We start from the raw sequence: 23,126 nt of genomic DNA, 5'->3' as shown, positions 1-23,126 counted from the left end.
GAAGCCACCTACAAGGTCATGAAAACGGAGTTTATGTACCAGATGGAATTTAGAAGCCTTCGTCATTTAGAACTGGAATTATACGACTACGTCAACTGGTTTAACAGGCATCGAATTCATGGATCGCTGGGATATTTGACGCCTGTTCAGTATCGCCAAGAAGCCCTTAAAAAAGTGGTCTGATTTAATGTTGACAATCCAATAAAGCTAAGCGATCTTGACAGAGTTAACAGATCAAGGAGAAACCCAGCATCACGATTCATGAGAACAGCAACTTATTTGCGCGGGTAGGTGCAATGAAAATATGTCGCATAATACAGACCATGAGAACACAAAACAAAAATTATTAATACTCTTGGATTTTATTGAAACGGATATAGAGGCAGGTATTGTCTCTGGTCAATCTTTAAGTAATAGATCTATAGTGTTTAAAGTACTTGGAATTGTTGTGTCATTTTTTGTCACGGTCCTTTTAGGTTGGAGTTTTTTAGGGGATATTGGAAAGAACGCTGCTATCGCTTTAAGTGCTTTACTCACAGCTATTAATACATGGAAGCTTTTAAAAATTATCGTGAGAGAGAGCAATGCATGAGAGAACAAATGTTAATAAGTTATTCAAATTAGAAAGAGATATTAGGTTATATATGGCGGGAGATACAGAATATAATTTAGAGGACTACGAGTCATTTAAAAAACTATTTGACCAATTACATGAAGAATACACTGAAGCAAGAGAAGTAATTGACTCCAAGGACAACAGCAATGCAATTGCTAAGCCAGATGATAAAAGTTGAATTGTAAAAAAGTCCTTATAACCGATGTGGTTAAAGGACTCTTTTATTACATATATAATTTTGTAACGTAAAGTGTCTAGTGTTTGCATCTTCGCAGTTCAGATGGAAACTTTGCGTCTAGTTATTCTTTAAAGGTTTGGATTTGCTCCTGTCACGTAAATGATTAATTTAGCAAAATTGATATTGAACAAAGCGACTCTAACATTGATGGCAAATCAATGCGGCATAAGTAGAAATTTAAGTGGCTCTTATTTATAATAAATCCCAATTTGGCAAAACTACTTCACATGATGTTACTAGAAATTCGCATTCAGGATGATCAGGGGGCATTTGTAAGGGTAATTTTCCACAGGTTTCCGTTTCAATAGAACATTCATTTCTTCCTTTGAACGGGCAAACAAACTCCTCCTTAGGCTTTGATAATAACTGTTCAACGATATTTGTTGAGAAATACCATCTTAAACTAGAGTTCAAATCATTACTTTTTAGTTTTAATGGGTTTTTAAAGCTCGTAGTAAAATTCATTGTGTGCGGCTTCGGGTTATCTTCATAGTAGTAATCTTCAGACCAAAACATTATATTATTAAGAGTCTTTTGCAGGAAGTATAACCTATCAGAGTGATAGGTTGCGTTATAATCCTCAATTGCATCAGTTGAATCACTGTTTTTCTCCAATTCAGTTTGATGTTGTTTCAATACTGCCTCTGATTTAATTATCTGCTTTTTTAGGAAATCTTCAGGTTCAGTCCACATGTTGTTACGATATATATTTATTATCCATAATTCAATCTCATGAAGAGATCGCGGTGTCTCATCAGTTTTTTTTAATTCTTCCAGAAATATAATGAATCGTTCAATTGGATCATTCTCTATTTTTAGTTTCACTGTTATGGGATATATAATTGAATGTGTTATGATTGCCTGCATCATTTCAATTGGAACATCCGGTTTTGCTAATAACATAGATTTAATAATAGAATTGTACGCCCACAAAGTAGGAGATTCAAATGCTTGTTTTAGAAAAAGATTCGATTCATCAAGACCATAAACGTCATAAATTGCGTAAACTTGAGTAAGAACAGCTGATGCTTCTAGCAAAGAAACCCCTGTTATGGGAACGTCCTTAAATATCAATTCCTTAATATTTAGTCCATCTAAGAAAAATGGAATATCCTTCAATATTCTGTTTTTGAAATTCTTAGTTTTTAACTTTCTAACGTCTTCGAAGATATTTTCAACTATGAAAACTTTTTGTTTTTTTAGTTTCCCATACCTAATTAAAAATTCGTTGTATTCAATATGATGTTGTCTTGTTGCCTTAGTTTGGAAGTTGAGAGGGTTCAATGGTAATTTTATTTGTTTAGCGTTATTTCCTATGTATCTTAAAATCATGATTGCCCTTGAGTAGTATTCTAAATGAATATTATAAATTTCATATCCAAGACTAGTACCTACATATTCATGCCAATGTTTTAATTCATGGAAGTATGTTGTTACTTCACTTAGATAACGAATTATTTCTTCAGAATAACGGGTGTTACTCTTAAGTTCATGCTGCAAAATCTTAACTTTGTTCTGGGGCGATTTAACTCTCTTCATTCCTTTAATTGTGTTTTTATGTATATTAGGAGAAACATTTAAAGTTACCCTTCCATTCATAAAATCCATATAACCTAGGGTTCTAGAAGTTTTTTTATACAACACGGATTCTTTTTCTATAATGTCCACATTTGTCACCTAATTCATTCAAGATTATTAAACTGTATCAATATAACTCAACACGATGTAATACTTTTTTATTCTACTCTGTTTTAAAACGTTCATTATTTAGTGACATGACTATTTAGCTCATTCGCATCATTGACTGATGAGGAGTAACACTGTCGATCTTTTGTCCAGCCAGCGGGTACGTTCCCGGGATCCYTTTTCGGTAGTGGTTATTGCGTTAGCCCCAAATTCCTGTTTCGTGTTTGTTGAATTATAACTCCCAATGCCAGCTGTTATTCCTCGGGTAATGGCAACGATTATTAATTAAAACCACCATTTTTAAAAGGGGGTTTTTAATCTTTTCCCTTTTTATATAGTAATAAATAACATCTTGGATAGTCTATCAGAACTAGGTAATATTTTCTATAAAATTTTATTTGAAGGAGGGGATATGAACTAGACATACAAACTGCTAAAAACAGATATGGATTTTTTGGCGATAGCTTTAGCTCAGGTCCGATAACCGTTTGGCATGTTCAGGATGATCAAGAACAACTTATGGACTACGAAGGACCGGTAGAAGAGTATAGCCCATTATCCATCAAAATCATGGGTGGTAAGTTGTATGAATTTAGAGCGGAAAGGTGAGGTGTTTCTATGGAAAATCTGAAGCTGCTAATCGAGGTAGAGTTAAGTCAAATTTTTGAAGAGGCTAAACGAGATGGGCAATCTTATATTGACATTGTTTCAGGGGATCTCCACAAACGTTTAGGTTTTGTAAACAGATATCCTGCCTGCTGTAACGGAATGCGATCAATGATGAAGAAAGATGATATCATCTTAGAAGCTCCTCCTAACGGTGATGGAGCGAGTGTAAAGATCCGGTACTTTTTGAAACGTAGGTGAGGGGTATCACATAAATTCATCAGCCTGCCATCGCTCTTAACCCTAAACCCTAATTCTCGATAAAAAGCACTGACAACTTAATGGCAGTGCTAGTTATATAGTAAGAACTCTACAAATACAGGCGATCTTAATAAACCTGACTTCGTCCAGTTCCTCATCTTAACCTTTGCTCGTTATCCTCGCCTGTAACGAGTTGATTGCACACATTTTCGGTTCTTCGCTCTATTGGATGGGTAGACTAAGCAAAAACTTGAGGACTAAAATTTACTTAATTTTTATACACTAATTTTCAAAACCTTCTTATTGTTTGAGAAATCTCTTTTTAATGTGGAAACATTATCGAACAATATTGCCTTATGTTCGAGATCAAAGGGGAAACTCAATTCACAATTTGTTGCTGGAAATCATTACAATCTCATTGATATAACATATATAATAGAGTTTGCTATTTGCTTAGGAATAACTTTAAATCTTTTAGAAGAACAACGAATGGAGGGTTACAAATGCAACTCTATCGAAAAGTGAAAGTGTTGAAAGATAAAGGTAGATTAGAGTCGTTTTCAGGAGAAGGGTCTGAGAGAAAATTGGTAATAAGTATTTACTTTCAAGCACCTCCAAATCAGATTGATGAGAGAAAAACTGAAATGAAGTATACGGAGATATTTCAACCGTGTGAGCAAAGGGTTGTTGAGTTACTAAAGGATATAGGTATGAATATGGAATTGCTCGGCACACATATAACAAATGTTCTAAACTCAAACGTTCCACAGAATTTAAGAAGTACCTATCCAGTCATCATCTATACTCCTGCTTTGGGACTAGACAGAGATTTGTATATGTATAACATAGAAGAATTAGCTAAACAAGGATTTATGGTCTTTACAATCAGTGCACCCCACGAGGCTATGTTCACGGTTTTTCCAAATGGAGAATATGTACATCAATCAGAAAAAATGAGACAAATAGGTTCTGATAATTATAGTGAATTAAATGAATTGGTATCTATAAGAAAAAAGGATATTCAATTACTTCTTGATCTACTCCCGATCTTAAATACCAAGGATGAAACATTACAAGGATGTATTGAGCTTGATAAAATCGCCCTAATTGGCCATTCATTAGGCGGTATTGCTGCATTAGAAGTAGCTATGCAAGATGAGCGAATACAAGCAAGTGTGTTATTAGACCCTAGTATGCAATTATACAGAGAAGAATATGTGGAGAGGAAACGCATGCCTCTTACACTTATGTTACGTCAAGAAGCTTCGAATCTCGAACAATTAAAACAAAAACTAGGGGAAGAGATTGCATCTAAATTTATACAAGGGCAAGAACGACTGTTTCAGAAATTATGTGGATATGGTTATTTTGTAAAGATACATAAAGCTTCCCATATGTCGTTTAGTGATATGCCGTTGTTCGAAGAAGATACGGTTCTGAGTCATAAAACCCGTGAGATCCACGAAATAATAAACAAGACTGTAACCGCTTTTTTGGAAGGGTGTTTAGTCAAACAGACTAATTCGTTCAGCTCTGTAATGGGTAATGGAGAGGGAACTATAAGTATTATTAATGGCCTTGGTGAGAAAATTTAATTTTACCCATTATCGGAGGTAAGAGAGATTATTAATCTTGTTTTCCTTATGTAGGTGGGTTTTTAGAAGTAATTAATTTGCATTTGAAAACACTTCAGAGAGCCAATTTTGCTAAATTTCGTTCCAATCCAGAAAGTTTCCGAAGTTGTGCTGATAGTACGTCTAGCGAAAGTAAGACAGCTGGGGGCGGAAAAGTGGTAAAAGGTGCACTTCAGTAGATTTCAAGACAAGCCTTAGATATTTTTATCAATTAATTAATTTCAATACATGAAAAATGCTCAACTGAAGTGTATATCAGAATATTCTTTGAAAGGCTTAGGTTACAAATATGCTTGAAAAGTATTTAAGTGTCATTTTGTTGTTTAGAAGCATTAACCTGTTTCAAGTGTATGTTGATAGTTTCATATATAAAAGATATAATTAATTTGATTTTGGGCAATATAATTCTAAACAATCAATTGGAGATGGTACTTTTGGAACAACAAGCGAAACAACTTGTGACTAAACAACGTACGTTTTTTAATACAGGACAAACTAAATCAGTGGAGTATCGGATTCAGGCTTTGCAAAATTTGAGGAAGGGGATTGAAAAATACCAACAACGCATTCTGGATGCACTTCGTGCTGATCTTAACAAATCTGAGGCTGAAGGATTTAGCTCTGAAATTCGTATCGTGTTGGGTGAACTGGATTATACCCTGGAACATCTTCGAAATTGGGCTGCACCGCGTACTGTACCAACAAGCTCGGCTATGCCAGATGCGGTTAGCACGATTTACCCTGAACCCTACGGAGTTGCTCTGATCATTGCACCCTGGAATTATCCGTTCCAATTGGCTTTTGGACCGCTGATTGGTGCGATAGCTGCAGGGAACTGTGCAGTGATTAAACCTTCTGAGCTTACACCGGCGACTTCTCGTTTGATCTTCGATCTTATTCAAGACATATATTCAGAGGAGTACATCGCCGTAATGGAAGGTGAGGTTGAAACGAGCACAGCTCTACTTAATGAGAAATTCGATTACATTTTCTTCACAGGTAGTATAGGAGTGGGGCGTATTGTCATGAAAGCTGCTGCAGAACACTTAACTCCGGTGACATTAGAATTAGGCGGTAAAAGTCCGGCAATTGTGCATAAGGATGCTGATTTACAACTCGCAGCACAACGCATTGTACGTGGTAAATTCCTCAATGCAGGACAAACCTGTGTTGCACCAGACTATTTATTAGTAGATGAGCAGGTACATGATCAATTTATCGAACATATCAGAGCTGAGGTAAGCAATGCATATGGGGATGATGTAATGCAAAATAAAGATTTCCCACATATCGTTAATGCGCGTAACTTTGATCGTTTGTCTGCTTTCCTTACAAATGGCAGTACTTTAATGGGAGGACGATCGAATCGAGATCAGCTTATGATTGAACCAACTGTTCTTGGCGATATCACTTGGGATTCTCCAGTAATGCAGGAAGAAATTTTTGGGCCTGTCTTGCCTGTAATAAAATACAGTGAGCTTGATCCGATCCTTGGGGAAATTGTCTGCCGGGCTAAACCTCTGGCGTTGTACCTGTTTACTGAGAATGAAGTCTTGCAGGAACAGGTATTGAATCAGATTTCTTTTGGTGGAGGTTGTATTAATGACACACTGTTCCACATGACTTCGCATTATTTGCCTTTTGGCGGTGTCGGAGAGAGTGGGATGGGTTCATATCATGGACAACAAAGCTTTGAAGTATTTTCGCATCACAAAAGTATTCTTAAACGCAGCAAGTAATTTTGTTTCTAGGGAGATTTGTTATTCGATACTTGTTAGTGGATTCCGCTTCAACTGTTGAGGTAAAAGAAAGAGGTTGTCCTGTTGATCAGGACAACCTCTTTCGTATTCTATCAGGTATAACATATTAGCAGTATTAATAAATCAAGTGCATTAATGAATATCTCGGAAAAGACCGATAACCTTGCCTAAAATGCTAACATGTTTCAACCGCAATGGTTCAAATGTTGAGTTCTCCGGTTGAAGGCGAATATGATCCTTTTCCTTATAAAACGTCTTCACTGTTGCTTCATCATCCTCAGTCATGGCAACGACAATATCACCATTGTCAGCTGTTTGCTGCTGACGAACGATTACATAATCTCCATTAACAATTCCCGCTTCAATCATACTATCACCAACAACGGAAAGCATAAACACTTTCTGTTCACCTACATAATGAGTAGGAAGAGGGAAGTAATCTTCAATGTTTTCTGTTGCTGTAATCGGGACACCTGCTGTAACTTTACCCACAACTGGAATACGTGCAACGCTATGGGCGAACTGATGAGAATGCTCGGACTCTTCTTGGCTCAATAGCTCAATCGCTCTTGGCTTGGTCGGGTCACGTCTGATCAACCCTTTCTTCTCCAAGCGATCCAAATGTCCATGCACTGTGGAACTGGAAGCTAGTCCAACCGCTTCGCCAATTTCTCGTACGGAAGGAGGATACCCCTTCAACCGGACTTCGTTTCGTATAAATTCCAGAATAGCCTGTTGCCTGCTGGATATCTTCGACATACCGTATCAACCCCATTTTAGTAACGTTTGGGAAAATTATAACATAGAACCTCCGTTCGTACAAACATAAGTTCTAAAGAAATCATATTATTTCAATAAATTTATTCATTTAAACTCATTTGTTGCTGGAAAAAGGGTTTAACAGTAAACCCTGTACATTATTATTTCAAGAAAAGGGGTTTTAACGTCAGAAAAAATAGCGAACAATTGTTCTAAAAAAGTCTTGAACAAAACAAGTGTTCGTGTTATATTATTTTCAACAGATAGGAACAAACGTTTGGAGGCGAAGTGTAAATGAGATATTCTACGTATCAGAGCATTTATGAACCAGTCAATACGGAAGCTGTGGAATCTAATATAAGTCAATTCAGAATGTTTATAACACGGTTCAAATTTTCTCAAGGGTTAGTTAAACTTATTATTGCTTCATTAATTATATTTATTGGGTGCAGTACTGTTATAACTGTCTTTGCTGGTAATGAGAATGATTTGCTGCCTGGAGGAAAGGTCGCTGTATCTCAGGGAGAAACGTTATGGAGTATTTCTTTGGAACATAAACCAACGGCGATGGATACTCGTATATATATAGAAGCAATCAAAAAGGTAAATCAACTGGAAACAGCCACAATTCAGACAGGTCAAGTGCTAATACTGCCTCAGTTTGTTAAATAAAATGCGGATCAATGTGCGTTGACGCTTGCCAACTTGACAAGCTGTCTCTATCATGTCAAAGTTAATATGACTTTGTATTTTTGGAGGGGACAAGCTTGGATATAGATAGTCTGGTAGCACGCATTAACGAATTGGCTCGCAAGCAGAAATCCACTGGACTGTCAGAGGAAGAACTTGTTGAACGTGCCAAGTTGAGAGAGATTTATTTGGGTAACATTCGCAACAATTTCAGACAGCAACTCGATTCGATTGAGGTTGTTGACGATGACAAAGGCCAAGGCCACCAAGGCAAACTCAAACATTAATTTATGAAACCTAAACATATCGTCATGATATTTAGGTTTCTTCATGTTCTTTGGGGATGCTTACTATAAGGGGGGGATATCGGTTTGCAAAATAGTTATGTAAGCCGATACAAGACACATAAGGGGGATTCACATGTCGCGGCGTTCGTTTGAGAGAACGGTTCGGAAAAATTCGAAGCAATTGAACCAGCAACGTAAAAAAAGCGGTCAGCCAATAACAGGAAATCCAGGTGAGGATAAATACAAAGGTAGAAGCCTGTTGTTTCCGATTTTTTTAATTGGTTTAGCGTTTTTGTATCTGTTCATGAGTACCTTTTTAGTCCAAAAACCGATGACAACATGGGATTGGGTCACGATGCTACTCTATGTATTTTTGGCAGTCATTTTTATGCTTCGCCGTCCTTACATTAAAATCAGTAGCAATCGGATCATTACAACAAAGGGTAATCGCGAACGCTCTATAGGTGTTGAAGATATTATCAAGTTCCGATTTGAACCAGGTACTGTTGTGATTGAACACAACAGTCGCGGAAAAAGATGGGTCTTCACCAAGTTATTAAATCGTTACGATACAGATGCAATAACCGAGCGCTTGCAAAAATTTGCAAAAGCACACCAGATCACCGTGGAAACCATTGATAAGTAATTAATTTATAAAGGGGCAGATGATCGGAATGGCGTTGAAAGCGATTATGTTTGACCTGGATGATACTTTATTGTGGGACGAACGCAGTGTTCGAGAAGCATTCCATGAAACTTGTCTGATTGCAGGAACAGAAACAGGTGTTAATGTTGAAGCACTCGAAGAGGCTGTTCGTCACGAAGCACGTGAACTATATGAATCCTACGAAACGTTTCCTTTTACCAAAATGATCGGAATTAATCCTTTTGAAGGACTTTGGGCGAATTTCACGGGAGGAGAACAACCGGAGTTTCGCCAGCTAGAACAATTGGCTCCTATCTATCGGAAGGAGTCATGGCGCCGTGGCTTGCTCAAGCTGGGTGTGGATCAGGAAGAGCTTGCAGAAAGGTTGGCCTCGCAGTTTGGGGCAGAACGTAGATCAAGACCACATGTTTATGAAGAGACAATGGATACGCTGCGTCACTTGCAAGGAAAGTACAAACTGTTGCTTTTGACTAACGGATGTCCTGCTTTACAGCAAGAGAAACTTGATGGTGTTCCAGAGTTATCCCCTTTCTTTGATGAGATTATTATCTCAGGCAACTTTGGTAAGGGGAAACCGGATCCATCCATTTTCGAGCATGCTCTTAGTAGACTGGGTGTTCAACCGGAAGAAAGCATGATGGTTGGCGATAAGTTAACGACAGATATTCGTGGGGCGTTGTCATCGGGTATCCGTGCTGTATGGATTAACCGTGAGAACAAAGAGAACAACGAAACCTATTCTCCGAATCATGAAATTAAACATTTGTCTGAATTAGAGGGTCTAATCGCTAATTTTTAAAAGTTTGACAGAGCTAACTCTTCGCTTATCTCGTTTTAAAATCAAACATTGGTTATGACTTGAACGATTATTTGTTCAAGAGTCATGACCAATGTTTTTTTGTCTGCCTATATCTAATAAGATGTGTTAATAACCAATTGTTAGGAGAGATTATCTGTTTTTTTAATAAAAAAATGTTGAAATTCAAAAATGACTCCTTTAAAATACAACTAACATACTAGTCAGACTAGTTTTTTTGAAGGAGTTTTGTATCTTATCCAATCATTCATATGATCCACAAATTTTCGTTTGAAATATGTTAAACCATATAAAACGATCACGATACGAAGCCTTAAAAAGTGAAATCATTTCATTTGTTATTGTTGTAAGCGCTTCATATTCGGATTGTAAAGTTTATCGGCATTCAAGCAATGCAATCTTGTTTAGATCCTGTAAATTTGTATGTGTTTGATTGTACATAAAAACAAAATTGAGACCGTTTACATTTTATTTTGTAGTTGGAGGTGAAAGTAACATCATAGGCATCCTATGCATCCTATGCATCCTATGCATCTAGAGAATAAAGGAATTAGGCCAGACGACAGAAATATACATCATTTCTTAATCAAGTTATGGATCGGAGTGAATGACACATGGAGTCAGAAACATCTAAGGCAACTATACCGATGATATCTTCACGTAAAGAAAGCAGGCTGCGAACTGCCGCCGCCTTGATTCGTAAAGATTGGCAATTGTACTCGCTGTTAGTTCTTCCCATCATTTATCTGATTATTTTCAAATATGGTCCCATGTTAGGAAATATTATCGCCTTTAGACGATTTGTTCCGGGTGGCAGTATTTTTGGAGAAACCTGGGTCGGGCTAAGGTACTTCAAAATGTTTATTGAGGATCCAACGTTCTGGCGAGTTTTCAGCAACACACTAATGCTCGGTGGATTAGCGATGTTATTTACATTTCCAGTCCCCATTATTTTTGCTCTTATGCTTAACGAGGTGAAGAGTAAACGATTCAAAAAGTTTGTACAGACAGCCTCGTATTTACCTCACTTTCTATCCATAGTTATCGTAGCTGGGATGATCCTGCAATTAACGGCAGTGAACGGATCGATTAACGGTCTTGTTGCTTTTTTTACAGGAGACAACATTCCATTCATGCAGCGAGCAGAATGGTTCAGAACCATTTATATCTCTTCAGAAATCTGGCAGGGTATGGGCTGGGGAGCCATTTTGTATCTGGCAGCACTAACTACGATTGATGAATCTTTGTATGAAGCGGCTCGTATTGATGGAGCGAATCGCTGGAAGCAAACCATTCACGTAACGATTCCAGGCATCTTGCCAACGATTGTCACGTTACTAATTTTGAACATGGGGAACTTCCTAGCTGTAGGTTTCGAAAAAATCTTGCTTTTGTACAATCCGCTTATTTATGAGACTTCAGATGTAATTTCGACTTATTTATATCGTGTAGGTCTTGAATCCAGCAACTTCAGTTATGCCACAGCGATTGGTTTGTTTGAATCGATTATTGGGCTGACTCTGGTTTTCACTGTAAACGCAATCTCACGCAAACTGACACAACGAAGTTTATGGTAAAGGAGGAGCACCATGCAGGAATCCAGATCATACAAGGTATTTAAAGTGTTCAATGTCACTTTCTTGCTGTTTATCGTTTTTATAACACTGTATCCCTTCCTTAACGTTGTTGCCCAATCCTTCAGTAGTGAAGCGTACATCAACTCAGGCAAGGTAAGCTTGTTCCCGAGAGGGTTCAATGTGGATACGTATAAAACCATTTCAAAGGACAACATGTTCTGGTTGAACTATAAAAATACGATCATTTACACGGTGGTAGGTACGTTAATTTCCATGTTTATGACGACCATTTTCGCCTACGCCTTGTCTAAAAAAAGATTGATGGGACGTAAATTTCTAACCATGTTTGCCGTGTTTACGATGTTTTTCAGCGGTGGTCTGATTCCTAACTACGTTCTGATCAATTCCCTTGGTTTCAATAACTCCATGTGGGCACTGGTTGTCCCAGGTGCAATAAGTATATATAACATGCTCATCATGAAATCCTTTTTTGAAAACATGCCGGAAGAGCTGGAGGAAGCTGCAGCAATTGACGGGTTGAACACATACGGTATTTTACTGCGTATCATTTTGCCTCTCAGTAAAGCGGTCATGGCTACGATGGTGCTGTTCTATGCTGTTGGACATTGGAACTCCTGGTTCCCAGCCTTCTTGTATCTGGACAAAAAAGAGTTGTTTCCAGTTACGATCTATTTGCGTAACATGATCGCCGGAGCAACAAGCGGTGCTACTGCCGGAGCAACTTCAGCGGATAATCTGACTCAGATTGCTGCCAACATCAAATCGGTAACGATGGTGTTAACGATCCTGCCTATTTTAACTATCTATCCATTTGTACAGCGATACTTTGTAACCGGTATCATGTTGGGTTCTGTTAAGCAGTAACCTTTGACACACATAGGTTTAGAAACTAAACAAAAGGGGATGAATGGATTGAAAAGAAGGCCTCGTAAAATGATTGGTAAGATGATTCTGGCAATGACAATGTCGGCTGTACTTGCTGCTTGTAGCAGTGGTGCCGGAACAGGACCAGATGTTTCGGAAGTGGGCACGAAATCAGCGATGGAGAGTTATAAAGTGGGCGAAACCTTCAAAGCGACGGAACCATTTAATCTTTCTATTTTATATAGTGATCATCCGACGTATCCTTATAAAAAAGACTGGCTGTTATTCAAAAAAATATCGGAGATGACAGGAGTTACGTTGGAGCCAACCATCGTGCCGATGAGTGACTATCCACAGAAGCGATCGCTGTTAATCAGTTCTGGTGATGCTCCGCTCGTCATTCCAAAGACTTATCCAGGTGAAGAGTCTGCCTTTGTATCTTCTGGAGCAATCCTGCCAATCAGTGATTATATCGATTTGATGCCAAACTTCAAGGACAAAATTGAAAAATGGAAACTCGAACCTGAACTTGAAGGACTGCGTCAAGAGGACGGCAAGTATTATGTTTTACCGGGGTTACATGAGGAAGTATGGCCTGATTATACACTGATCGTAAGAACAGATATTTTTAAAGAAAATAATATAGCCATTCCAACAACCTGGGATGAACTCTATACCGCAGCGAAAAAATTAAAAGAAATCTATCCGGACTCCATTCCGTTTTCAGACCGTTTCAAATTCAACAGTACACTTGGCATTGCAGCTACGGGTTTTGGGACTAAGGCTGGATGGGGATATGGAAATGGCTTGACCTACAAAGCTGATCAGGATGAATTTGTTGCCACGGCAACGACGCCAGAGTACAAAGAATTGCTGACGTTTTTTCACAAGATGGTAGCAGAAGGGCTCCTTGATAAGGAAAGCTTCACACAAGACGATGATCAAGCTGCTCAAAAGTTCGTTTCGGGCAAGTCCTATATAATTAATGGTAACTCACAGACGCTTGTGCTTCATCGAAATGATATGAATAAGACGTTGGGTGAAGGGAAATTCTCGATTGCCAAGATTACGGTTCCGGGTGGGCCGAAAGGACAGTTGATGTCGGGTTCCAGACTCGAAAATGGTGTGATGATCTCAGGGAAGATTAAAGATAGTGACAATTTCAAAGCTATTTTACAATTTATCGATTGGTTGTATTACAGTGATGAAGGACAGGAATTCACCAAGTGGGGTGTAGAGAACGAGACGTTCACTAAAGAAGGCGGCAAACGTAAGTTGGCAGATGATATTAACTACAATGGACTGAACCCCAAAGGTACGAAAGACCTTCGTGTTGACTTTGGATTCTCGGGCGGCGTATTTGCTTACGGTGGGACAACAGACCTGCTTCAATCCATGTTTAGCGATGAAGAACTTGAGTTCCAGAAAAATATGAAAGAGTCAAAAGAAGTAATTCCCGCTGAACCGCCTATCCCGTATTCTTCCGAAGACCGTGAACGTGTAACACTTATGAGCACGCCGCTCAAAGACTACACAGACCAGAATACGTTGAAGTTTATAATAGGTGAACGGAAGTTATCTGAGTATGATACGTTCCTAAAAGAACTGAAGAGTCAGGGCTTATCCAATTATGTGAAGATGGCTAACGACACTTATAAGACGTACAAGGAAAACAAAAAGTAATTTGTATGATTTGAAGACGAGCTACCGTTTCACTAAAGTTATTTAAGTGGAGCGGTAGTTTGTGCTAATATGAAAGGAATATGGCTGAGAGAAAGAGGTCAAGGCATGGCATTTAATCAGAAAACAAGAGGCTCTACAAGGGCTTATTCTTATAACATGCTCAAAGAACGAATTCTTCATCTGGAGCTTGAACCAGGTACCAAAATTTCCGAGAAAGAGATCGCAAATGAATTACAGGTGAGCCGCACACCGGTACGAGAAGCTTTTATGAAGCTTGCTGAAGAAGAACTGCTGGATATCATTCCACAGAGTGGCACTATTGTTTCGCATATTAACCTGGAGCATGTGGAAGAAGGCAGGTTTATGCGTGAGAAAATGGAGAAGGAAATCGTCATGTTAGCCTGTACTTCGTTTCCTGATGAGTACATGTTCAAATTAGAAACCAACATTGCCATGCAGGAAGTGTGTATTGGGAAAAAGAACTTTTATCGGCTGTTTGAATTGGATGAGGAATTTCACCAGATTTTGTTTCAGGGTACTGGAAAGCTGAGGACGTGGAAAATGTTGCAACAGTTGAACATGCCCTTCAATCGGTTACGATTACTCCGGTTAGCAGAAGACTCGAATCTTGAAGTGATCATCTCTCAACATAAAGAGATTCTAAGGCTGGTTACAGAGCGTCAGACGGAGGAAGCGGCTCAGGTCATGGAAGCACATCTCAGACTTGTAGTTTTCGAACAGGAGATTTTGAAGGAAAAGTATCCTCACTATTTTATATAGTGTTAATTGGAAGGAGTCACTCCAGCTCAGCTAACGGACTACACTGATAACGAACACTGCTGAAATAGGGAAATCTAAAATGTATCATTACACTAACCCCCGACTCTTATGAGCAGGGGGTTAGTTAAGCACGTTAACTTTGTTAATAAAAGTTAGGCGTTTTTGATAAACGTTGGATCAGGATATGGATCTGCGATCCAGCCATCTTTTTCGATGAACAGACGTACCGCAATAATTTGTTTGTTCTCCATTAAAGTGAAGAAATGCGGTGTGTTTTCAGGTACCGAGATGACATCTCCGGGAGACAATTCTACATTAAAATAACCTGTATCATCAGTTGATTTAATGACGAATATGCCTTTACCCGCAACAATCGCGCGGATTTCATCTTCCGCATGTGTATGAATCTCCTCGAACTTGGCCAGTTTTTCTTCGATGTCTGGTGTTTGCTCTGAAAGAGTGATGACATCCCAGATTTGATAACCGCGGCGTGCCGCCAAGTCTTTGATCTCATAATCGAAGGTTTCTAATACCTCCTGCTTCTGATCATCAGTCAGTCCAAAATTGTTTTGCAATTCAGTGTTTAATTTGGAAGCGTCCCACTTCTCATATAATACGTCATATTTGTTCAAGAAATTTCGAACGTTCTCGTCTCCAGTGATTCGTTCGTTCGTATTTCGGATAACAATTTCAGCCATGTGCTTTCCCTCTTTTCCACTTGGATTAATTGATATTATATCGGATTGCTCAAATTTTGTCGATTCACAATTCTGCTTCATTCCTGCAAATTCGCGACCTTTCGGGAGCAAAACCGATCTTTCACATTAAGTAAGTTTCTGTTAAACTAAGATTTAACGTTTTGCGGGGGTGAAGATATTGGATAAGCTTAGTCTACACGATGCATTAAAACAACGAATATTAATCCTCGACGGCGCAATGGGGACAATGATTCAACAGGTTGATCTGACCGGCGAAGATTTCGGCGGCGAAGATCTGGATGGATGTAATGAAATGTTGGTGCTAACCCGTCCAGAATTAATCCAGCGTATTCACGAAGAATATCTGGAAGCCGGTGCCGACTTAATTGAGACCAATACGTTTGGTGCGACTTCGGTTGTACTTGCCGAGTACGATATACAAGATCGTGCACGTGAAATAAATCTGGAAGCAGCCAGAATCGCGAAAGCAGCTGTTGACCGCTTCTCCACACCAGAGTCACCACGATATGTAGTCGGTGCGATGGGTCCAACTACCAAAACGCTGTCTGTGACTGGCGGGGTGACATTCCAAGAACTGATTGACAGTTATTTCGAGCAGGCCCTCGCTTTAATAGAGGGAGGCGTTGATGCGCTACTGCTTGAAACTTCACAGGATACCCTCAATGTCAAAGCGGGTAGCATTGGCATTCAGCAAGCATTTGATCAAAGTGGCACTAAGCTACCACTAATGATCTCAGGAACGATCGAACCCATGGGTACAACCTTAGCAGGTCAGAACATAGAATCTTTTTATATATCCTTAGAACACCTTAACCCGATTTCGGTGGGACTAAACTGTGCGACAGGTCCGGAGTTCATGCGTGACCATATTCGTTCTCTGTCTGGCATGGCTTCTGTAGCTGTAAGTTGTTATCCAAATGCGGGTCTACCTGATGAGAATGGTAACTATCACGAATCTCCCGACTCGCTTGCTCAGAAAATTGGGGCTTTCGCAGAACAGGGATGGTTGAACATTGCTGGAGGATGCTGCGGAACAACGCCAGCACACATCCGGGCCATGCGTAATACACTTGCCAAATACCCCCCAAGAGAATTGAACGGAACACACCCGCCTGCATTGTCTGGCATTGAGCCAGTATACGTCGAGCAGGATAATCGTCCTTATATGGTTGGTGAGCGCACCAACGTACTTGGTTCACGGAAATTCAAACGCTTAATTGTCGAAGGCAAGTACGAAGAAGCTTCCGAAATTGCCCGGGCACAAGTGAAAAATGGAGCTCATATTGTTGACGTCTGCGTACAGGACCCTGACCGTGAGGAAACGGAAGATATGATCAAGTTCCTTGAACTTGTGGTCAAAAAGGTCAAGGTTCCGCTGATGATTGATACGACAGACGCTGCGGTTATCGATACAGCACTCCAATATTCACAAGGGAAGGCGATTATTAACTCCATTAACCTTGAGGATGGCGAAGAGAAATTTGAACTGGTAACACCGTTGTTGCATAAATATGGTGGAGCCGTAGTTGTCGGAACGATTGACGAACGTGGTCAGGCGATCACTCGCGAGGACAAGCTTGAAGTAGCCAAACGCTCGTATGATTTGCTGGTGAACAAATACGGGTTGAAACCAGAAGACCTTATTTTTGATACACTGGTGTTTCCGGTAGGTACGGGTGATGAGCAGTACATCGGATCTGCGAAAGAAACGATTGAAGGTATACGTATCATTAAAGAAGCGTTACCAGAGTGTCATACGATTCTAGGTATTAGTAACATCTCCTTTGGTTTGCCGGAAGCAGGTCGTGAAGTGCTAAACTCCGTTTTCCTGTACGAATGTACCAAAGCAGGACTGGATTATGCCATCGTGAATACCGAGAAGCTTGAGCGCTACGCGTCCATTCCGGAAGAAGAACGCAGACTCTCGGAAGAACTCTTATATAATACTAACGATGACACACTCGCTGCCTTCGTAGCCGCATTCCGTAACAAAAAGGTAGAGAAGAAAGAAAAAATCTCGAACCTTTCATTAGAAGAACGTCTCGCTTCTTATGTAGTTGAAGGAAGTAAAGAGGGGTTGTTGCCCGATCTGGAGCAGGCTCTCACCAAATATTCAGCGCTTGAAGTCATCAACGGCCCGTTGATGCGGGGCATGGAAGAAGTCGGGCGTCTCTTTAACAACAATGAGTTAATAGTAGCAGAGGTGCTTCAGAGTGCAGAAGTCATGAAAGCTTCTGTAGCATATTTGGAGCAGTTCATGGAGAAGAATGAAACAGCTGTTAAAGGAAAAATTATTCTCGCTACTGTAAAAGGGGATGTACATGACATCGGTAAAAACCTGGTGGAGATCATCTTGTCCAACAACGGTTACCGGATCATTAATTTGGGTATAAAAGTACCACCAGAGCGTATTATCGAGGCCTATAGGGAAGAAAAGGTAGATGCTATTGGCCTTTCAGGACTGCTCGTAAAATCTGCGCAGCAGATGATTCTCACCGCTCAGGATTTGCGTACAGCTGGAATTGATGTGCCAATTATGGTAGGTGGAGCAGCGTTAACACGTAAATTTACCAAAAATCGGATTCGTCCTGAATATAATGGTATGGTTGTTTATGCGAAGGATGCGATGGACGGTCTGGATCTGGCGAATAAGCTAATGAATCCTGTGACAAGGGAAACCATGCAAGCGGAGATGGATGCGGAAAAAGAAGCTGATGCGTCAAATGCGGGAGAGGTTCAAGCACTTCCCGAGCTTACCCGCGTAGAGCGCTCGGCCATTTCAGCTGACCATCCTGTGCTTACACCTCCTGATCTGGAGCGCCACACGTTACGGAATTATCCGTTATCACACATCTTGCCTTATGTGAATATGCAGATGTTGCTTGGACACCATTTGGGACTGCGTGGCTCGGTTGAACAATTGCTTGCAGCTGGCGATCCCAAAGCAACGGATCTGAAAGCGGTCGTAGACGGTATTATGCAGGAAGCGGTTCGTGATGGAATTATTCAGGCTCATGCGATGTATCGTTTCTTCCCGGCACAGTCGAGCGGCAATAGCGTCATCATTTACGATCCGCAAGATACCAGCAATATTCTGCACACTTTTACGTTCCCACGTCAAAAGGTAGAGCCATTCCTTTGTCTATCAGACTTCCTGAAGCCGGTTGAATCCGGTGAAATGGATTATGTAGGTTTCCTCGTTGTCACTGCGGGACATGGTGTACGCGAACTGTCCACAGCGTGGAAGGATCAAGGGGATTATCTACGTTCACACGCACTCCAGTCGGTAGCATTGGAAGTGGCAGAAGGGTTGGCAGAACGTGTGCATCATATGATGAGAGATATCTGGGGCTTCCCGGATTCCGCTGAAATGACGATGAAACAGCGTCATGGTGCGCGCTATCAGGGGATTCGAGTATCCTTTGGATATCCGGCTTGTCCGGATCTGGAGGATCAGGGTCCGTTATTCAAGCTGATGCAGCCTGAGGATATCGGAGTAGAGTTGACCGAAGGTTTCATGATGGAACCTGAAGCATCGGTGTCTGCGATGGTGTTCAGCCATCCGCAGGCCAAATATTTTAACGTCGAAAAAGCATAAATTTACAAGTTGTCAGGCAAGCCCTCCGCATGGTCGGAGGTTTTTTGCTGGCAACAGAAAGAGGTGCGATCCAGAATGGAACTATATTTCCTGGGAACTAATGCTGGTGTACCTACGCTGCAACGGAATGTAACGTCCATTGGACTACGCATGTTGGATGAGCGCAGAGCGTTGTGGTTGTTTGACTGCGGGGAAGGAACACAGCACCAGATTTTAAGTTCTCCGCTTAAACTAAGCAAATTGGAGAAAATATTTATTACCCATCTGCATGGTGACCATGTATTTGGATTACCGGGATTGCTGTCCAGTAGGGCATATCAGGGCGGAACGACTCCGCTAACGGTGTATGGACCGCCAGGGACAGAGCGCATGATTGCAACAACGATGGAGATTAGCCAATCTCGTCTGAATTATGATTTGAATATTGTGGAGCATACTGGCGGTGTACTGTTTGAAGATGACAGTTTTATTGTAGAGTCTGCTTTACTTGAACATCGTATCGACAGTTACGGGTATCGGATTACCGAGAAAGATCGTCCTGGTAGTCTCGATTCTGCTAAATTAGCAGCTTACGGTCTGAAACCAGGCCCGTTGTTCGGACGGTTAAAGCGGGGAGAGACGATTACATTAGACAGTGGTGAAACGGTACGTCCTGAGGATGTTTTGGGATCGCCAAAGCGCGGAATGGTGATTACTATTCTGGGGGATACACGTCCTTGCGAAAACGTGAAGCCTCTGTCTCAGGACGCAGACGTTCTTGTTCATGAAGCGACGTTTCTGCATGATCTGGCCGACACAGCGCATGAGTACTATCATAGTACTTCCAGACAAGCGGCAGAAGCGGCCCTAGCGGCGAATGTAGGTCAACTCATTATGACTCACTTCAGCTCTCGATATAAGGATGAGGAACAACTCCAGCCACTATTGGATGAGGCAAAGGCCATCTTCCCGAATACAAGACTTGCTAACGAGCACCAGCTGATTCCTGTTGTTCATCGAAAGCATGATTCATAGTAGTAAAGCTTATGTCCTAAGGGATGGAGCAGGCTATAATCAACAACCGGCGAATGAGACGGGACTGAGGGAGAATTGTGCCCGAGGTCCCTTTTGCAATCTGTTCAGAAAGCGTGTAGGATGGGCAATATGAGCAGGGAAATACTCCGAATTATTTTCCGGGAAAGCGCAGGAAATGACAAGCTTGTACAGAAGGCGCGCGTGTTATATCGTCTGTGTTCGATCCGGTTCGACTTGTGTTGCGTGCTTCTGCAAGCAAGAGCCATCCTCTTGCTTGAATACATAAAATAAGGTTTGTTTTCAACGTTAACCCTTATTAAGGTATGAAATGTTAATGGAATGAAGAAAGGAGTACTATGTATGATTAAGGCATATCTCATCGATTTGGATGGTACGCTGTATCATGGCAGACATCGTATCGATGGAGCCGATCAGCTTATCCGGACGCTGCGGGAGCAGGAATTGCCATATTTGTTCGTAACCAATAACTCATCCCGCACACCTCAAGGTGTAGCCGATCATCTTAATGGGATGGGTATAGCAGCTGATGCATCTGAGGTATGTACCTCTGCGGTGGCCGCTGCCGAATACGTTGCTGCAGAATCCCCCGGGGCGAAGGTGGCGTGCATTGGTGAAAATGGACTGCTACAGGCCATTGAAGAAGCCGGGTTAATTCTGACAGAGGATGAGCCGGAGGTTGTCATTCAAGGTATTGATCGTGATTTTTCCTATCAAAAATTAACGAAGGCACTCCGCTGGATAAATGGGGGAGCTAAGTTTGTTATGACTAACCCGGATCTTCAGCTTCCTGCTGATGATGGATTAACGCCTGGTGCGGGTACGATTGGGGCTGCCATCGAGGCAGCGACGGGCGTGCAACCAACGGTGATCGGCAAACCTTCGAGTGTTATTATGAGATCAGCCATTCGACGGTTGAACTTGAAAGCTGAAGAAGTGGCTGTTATCGGGGATAATATGCGCACGGACATTGCTGCAGGTGTCGCAGCGGGCTGCGAAACGTTGCTTGTTCTAACAGGTGTCACTACACATGAAAATATGGATGGACATATTCAGGCCGTGAAAGCACGTCCAGATCATGTTTTTGAAGATTTGCATACACTGATTGCATGGCTAGTCGAAAAGGCTGACCAAGCTTCTAAGAAGGAGTAGATAAAGCATGCCAGAGTTACCAGAAATGGAAAATTACCGGACGTTATTGTCCGAGCATATACTTGATTTACCGATTACTGGGGTAGTTGTAAACCGTGAAAAGACGATTAATACGACTTCTGATGTCTTCATACGTGAACTAACAGGCAACCGGATTATATTTGTAGAGCGGAGAGCAAAACATCTGATCTTTCACCTTGCCAACGGGAAACGCCTTGTGCTTCACCTGATGCTTGGTGGCATGTTGTTCTGGGGCACGGAGGACGAGCGTCCTGACCGGACTACACAGGTAGAGATTCAATTTGGAGAACATATTCTATTCTTCATCGGTTTACGTCTCGGTTATCTGCATCTGATGACTTCCAAGGAAACAGAAGAAGTAATGTCCGATCTTGGACCGGAGCCTCTGGATCGAAGAATGAATAAGGAACGTTTTGCTGGGCTGCTTAAAGGTCGGCGGGGAACACTCAAAACAACCTTGGTAAATCAACATATTATTGCAGGCATCGGTAATTGTTATTCAGATGAGATTGCCTTCGCGGCAGGATTAAGACCGAGCTCGAAAACGCAGAACATTGCAAACTCAACAGAACTGACTGAGCGATTGTATCACTCCATGCAGTCTGTGCTGCGAGAAGCTGCATCGGAGGGCGGTTATATGGAAATGCCGCTGATGCATGGCGATGACAAAACAGGGAAGTTTGACGAGCAGTGTAGGGTTTACGACCGGGAAGGCGAAGCTTGCTCACGCTGCGGGGGAACTATTGAGAAAGTTGAAATTACGGGCAAAAAGGCATTTTTCTGTCCGAATTGTCAGCATGAGGCCTAAAACCGGCATCGGCGCACATGTTAGCACCAGAGGTGGATTTTTGCAGGCAGCCAAGAGAGCATATGAGATGGGGGCAACGGCTTTTCAGTATTTCCCGAAAAACCCGCGCAGTCTCAGTCTGAAACGTCTGGATCCGAAGGATGCTGCAAAGTGCAGGGATTGGTGTATGGAGCATGGACTAGCTTCCATTGCACACTCGCCTTATCCCACGAATCCGGCACTTGGCATGACCCGTGGAGAGGCGGGTTTTCATGCTATTGTTTCATCGATTCGCAATGATCTTGAAATTTCGGACGCCTGTGGCTCTGTTGGCACGGTCGTGCATTTTGGTCATGTTCAAACCAAAGACCCGCTGGATGGATATCGAAATGTAATAGATTGCTTGGATACTGCACTGGAAGGGTGGCAAGGCGAATCAAAGATTTTGCTTGAAAATCAGGCAGGGGATCATGGCTCCATGGGAACAACGATGGAAGAGATGATCCAGATTCGCAAGCTGAGCCGATATTCGGAACATATTGCTTTTTGCTTCGACACATGTCATGCTTTTGCTTCAGGGATGTGGAAAGACGAAGATGAGGCAGCTTTGTTAGAGAAGGGCAGACAACTGGGATATTGGGATGTCCTGGCAGTTGTTCATTTTAATGATTCCAAGTATGCATCCGGTTTGAACAAAGACAGACATGCGAGAATTGGTCAGGGTCATATCGGCTATGAATCCATGCAGAAACTGCTGCACTCGCCAGAATTTCAACAATCAGTTGTTGTGCTGGAGACGGAAACGGGAGAAGATGGAACGCACCGTGAAGATATAAATCTCATGCGTTCCTGGTTATAGGTGGGGAGGTGC

The 23,126-nt window shown here is 41.3% G+C and carries 22 protein-coding genes; 19 read left to right on the top strand and 3 right to left on the bottom strand.

Translation table 11 applies throughout. The features are described from left to right. The 3 genes from AB4Z30_RS14735 to AB4Z30_RS14725 all read left to right on the top strand — a co-directional run. On the top strand, window positions 1-183 hold a 183-nt coding region (locus AB4Z30_RS14735; protein WP_441927559.1), incomplete at its 5' end, for an IS3 family transposase. A 121-nt stretch (window positions 184-304) separates the two neighbouring features. Next, window positions 305-592 carry a hypothetical protein gene (locus AB4Z30_RS14730; RefSeq protein WP_441927557.1) on the top strand — a complete coding sequence of 96 codons (288 nt, stop codon included), beginning with the start codon at window positions 305-307 and terminating at the stop codon, window positions 590-592. Then, on the top strand, window positions 585-794 hold the full coding sequence (locus tag AB4Z30_RS14725; RefSeq protein WP_441927555.1) for a hypothetical protein: 210 nt from the start codon (window positions 585-587) through the stop codon (window positions 792-794). Before AB4Z30_RS14730 ends, AB4Z30_RS14725 begins: the two co-directional genes overlap by 8 nt. A gap of 252 nt (window positions 795-1,046) precedes the next feature. Here the strand turns inward: AB4Z30_RS14725 and AB4Z30_RS14720 are convergent, their stop codons facing one another. Next, complete coding sequence (locus AB4Z30_RS14720; protein ID WP_441927552.1) at window positions 1,047-2,522, bottom strand: hypothetical protein; 1,476 nt, start codon at window positions 2,520-2,522, stop codon at window positions 1,047-1,049. Between the two features lie 636 nt (window positions 2,523-3,158). Here AB4Z30_RS14720 and AB4Z30_RS14715 point away from each other — a divergent pair. The 3 genes from AB4Z30_RS14715 (at window position 3,159) to AB4Z30_RS14705 (ending at window position 6,780) form a co-directional block, all read left to right on the top strand. Beyond that, a complete protein-coding gene (locus AB4Z30_RS14715) occupies window positions 3,159-3,407 on the top strand; it encodes a hypothetical protein (protein WP_441927550.1) in 249 nt (82 codons plus the stop codon). Window positions 3,408-3,910: 503 nt separating this feature from the next. Beyond that, complete coding sequence (locus AB4Z30_RS14710; protein ID WP_441927548.1) at window positions 3,911-5,002, top strand: alpha/beta hydrolase; 1,092 nt, start codon at window positions 3,911-3,913, stop codon at window positions 5,000-5,002. 464 nt (window positions 5,003-5,466) lie between these two features. Further along, window positions 5,467-6,780 (top strand): aldehyde dehydrogenase, encoded by a 1,314-nt coding sequence (locus tag AB4Z30_RS14705; protein WP_441927596.1) that lies wholly within the window; start codon window positions 5,467-5,469, stop codon window positions 6,778-6,780. Between the two features lie 153 nt (window positions 6,781-6,933). On the opposite strand, the gene lexA is transcribed toward AB4Z30_RS14705, so the two are convergent. Beyond that, a complete protein-coding gene (lexA, locus tag AB4Z30_RS14700) occupies window positions 6,934-7,560 on the bottom strand; it encodes a transcriptional repressor LexA (RefSeq protein ID WP_123065751.1) in 627 nt (208 codons plus the stop codon). A gap of 294 nt (window positions 7,561-7,854) precedes the next feature. Here lexA and AB4Z30_RS14695 point away from each other — a divergent pair, with 294 nt between their 5' ends. The 8 genes from AB4Z30_RS14695 (at window position 7,855) to AB4Z30_RS14660 (ending at window position 14,946) form a co-directional block, all read left to right on the top strand. Then, window positions 7,855-8,232, top strand: a complete 378-nt coding sequence (locus AB4Z30_RS14695; protein ID WP_441927546.1) for a LysM peptidoglycan-binding domain-containing protein — start codon at window positions 7,855-7,857, stop codon at window positions 8,230-8,232. Between the two features lie 95 nt (window positions 8,233-8,327). Further along, window positions 8,328-8,537 carry a DUF896 domain-containing protein gene (locus tag AB4Z30_RS14690; protein WP_441927544.1) on the top strand — a complete coding sequence of 70 codons (210 nt, stop codon included), beginning with the start codon at window positions 8,328-8,330 and terminating at the stop codon, window positions 8,535-8,537. A gap of 133 nt (window positions 8,538-8,670) precedes the next feature. Beyond that, window positions 8,671-9,183, top strand: coding sequence for a hypothetical protein (locus AB4Z30_RS14685; protein WP_441927542.1), 513 nt, complete (start codon window positions 8,671-8,673; stop codon window positions 9,181-9,183). A 28-nt stretch (window positions 9,184-9,211) separates the two neighbouring features. Next, the gene (locus AB4Z30_RS14680; protein WP_441927540.1) at window positions 9,212-10,003 is read left to right on the top strand and encodes an HAD family hydrolase; all 792 of its coding nucleotides are present in this window, start codon (window positions 9,212-9,214) and stop codon (window positions 10,001-10,003) included. 665 nt (window positions 10,004-10,668) lie between these two features. Next, entirely contained in the window at window positions 10,669-11,598 is a 930-nt protein-coding gene (locus tag AB4Z30_RS14675) for an ABC transporter permease (RefSeq protein ID WP_441927594.1), read from the top strand. 12 nt (window positions 11,599-11,610) lie between these two features. Continuing rightward, window positions 11,611-12,483 (top strand): carbohydrate ABC transporter permease, encoded by an 873-nt coding sequence (locus AB4Z30_RS14670; RefSeq protein WP_441927538.1) that lies wholly within the window; start codon window positions 11,611-11,613, stop codon window positions 12,481-12,483. Window positions 12,484-12,531: 48 nt separating this feature from the next. Continuing rightward, a complete protein-coding gene (locus AB4Z30_RS14665; protein ID WP_441927536.1) occupies window positions 12,532-14,166 on the top strand; it encodes an ABC transporter substrate-binding protein in 1,635 nt (544 codons plus the stop codon). A 105-nt stretch (window positions 14,167-14,271) separates the two neighbouring features. Continuing rightward, window positions 14,272-14,946 carry a GntR family transcriptional regulator gene (locus tag AB4Z30_RS14660; protein WP_441927534.1) on the top strand — a complete coding sequence of 225 codons (675 nt, stop codon included), beginning with the start codon at window positions 14,272-14,274 and terminating at the stop codon, window positions 14,944-14,946. Window positions 14,947-15,098: 152 nt separating this feature from the next. On the opposite strand, the gene AB4Z30_RS14655 is transcribed toward AB4Z30_RS14660, so the two are convergent. After that, on the bottom strand, window positions 15,099-15,644 hold the full coding sequence (locus tag AB4Z30_RS14655; protein WP_441927532.1) for a cupin domain-containing protein: 546 nt from the start codon (window positions 15,642-15,644) through the stop codon (window positions 15,099-15,101). A gap of 178 nt (window positions 15,645-15,822) precedes the next feature. Here AB4Z30_RS14655 and metH point away from each other — a divergent pair, with 178 nt between their 5' ends. The 5 genes from metH to AB4Z30_RS14630 all read left to right on the top strand — a co-directional run bounded on the left by metH (window position 15,823) and on the right by AB4Z30_RS14630 (window position 23,114). Then, window positions 15,823-19,263, top strand: a complete 3,441-nt coding sequence (gene metH, locus AB4Z30_RS14650; RefSeq protein WP_441927530.1) for a methionine synthase — start codon at window positions 15,823-15,825, stop codon at window positions 19,261-19,263. Between the two features lie 75 nt (window positions 19,264-19,338). Next, window positions 19,339-20,277: a ribonuclease Z gene (gene rnz / locus AB4Z30_RS14645; RefSeq protein WP_441927528.1), complete on the top strand. Its 939-nt coding sequence runs from the start codon at window positions 19,339-19,341 to the stop codon at window positions 20,275-20,277. Between the two features lie 360 nt (window positions 20,278-20,637). Continuing rightward, window positions 20,638-21,447, top strand: coding sequence for a TIGR01457 family HAD-type hydrolase (locus AB4Z30_RS14640; RefSeq protein WP_441927526.1), 810 nt, complete (start codon window positions 20,638-20,640; stop codon window positions 21,445-21,447). A gap of 7 nt (window positions 21,448-21,454) precedes the next feature. Then, complete coding sequence (locus AB4Z30_RS14635; RefSeq protein ID WP_441927524.1) at window positions 21,455-22,276, top strand: Fpg/Nei family DNA glycosylase; 822 nt, start codon at window positions 21,455-21,457, stop codon at window positions 22,274-22,276. Further along, window positions 22,266-23,114: a deoxyribonuclease IV gene (locus AB4Z30_RS14630; protein ID WP_441927592.1), complete on the top strand. Its 849-nt coding sequence runs from the start codon at window positions 22,266-22,268 to the stop codon at window positions 23,112-23,114. The genes AB4Z30_RS14635 and AB4Z30_RS14630 overlap by 11 nt, the downstream gene beginning before the upstream one ends. Window positions 23,115-23,126 lie beyond the last annotated feature (12 nt).

The sequence above is a fragment of the Paenibacillus sp. 2TAF8 genome (assembly GCF_052114825.1).
Taxonomy (GTDB): domain Bacteria; phylum Bacillota; class Bacilli; order Paenibacillales; family Paenibacillaceae; genus Paenibacillus.
Note: the sequence above shows the minus strand (reverse complement) of the source record. Positions and strands in the feature narration are given on the sequence as shown.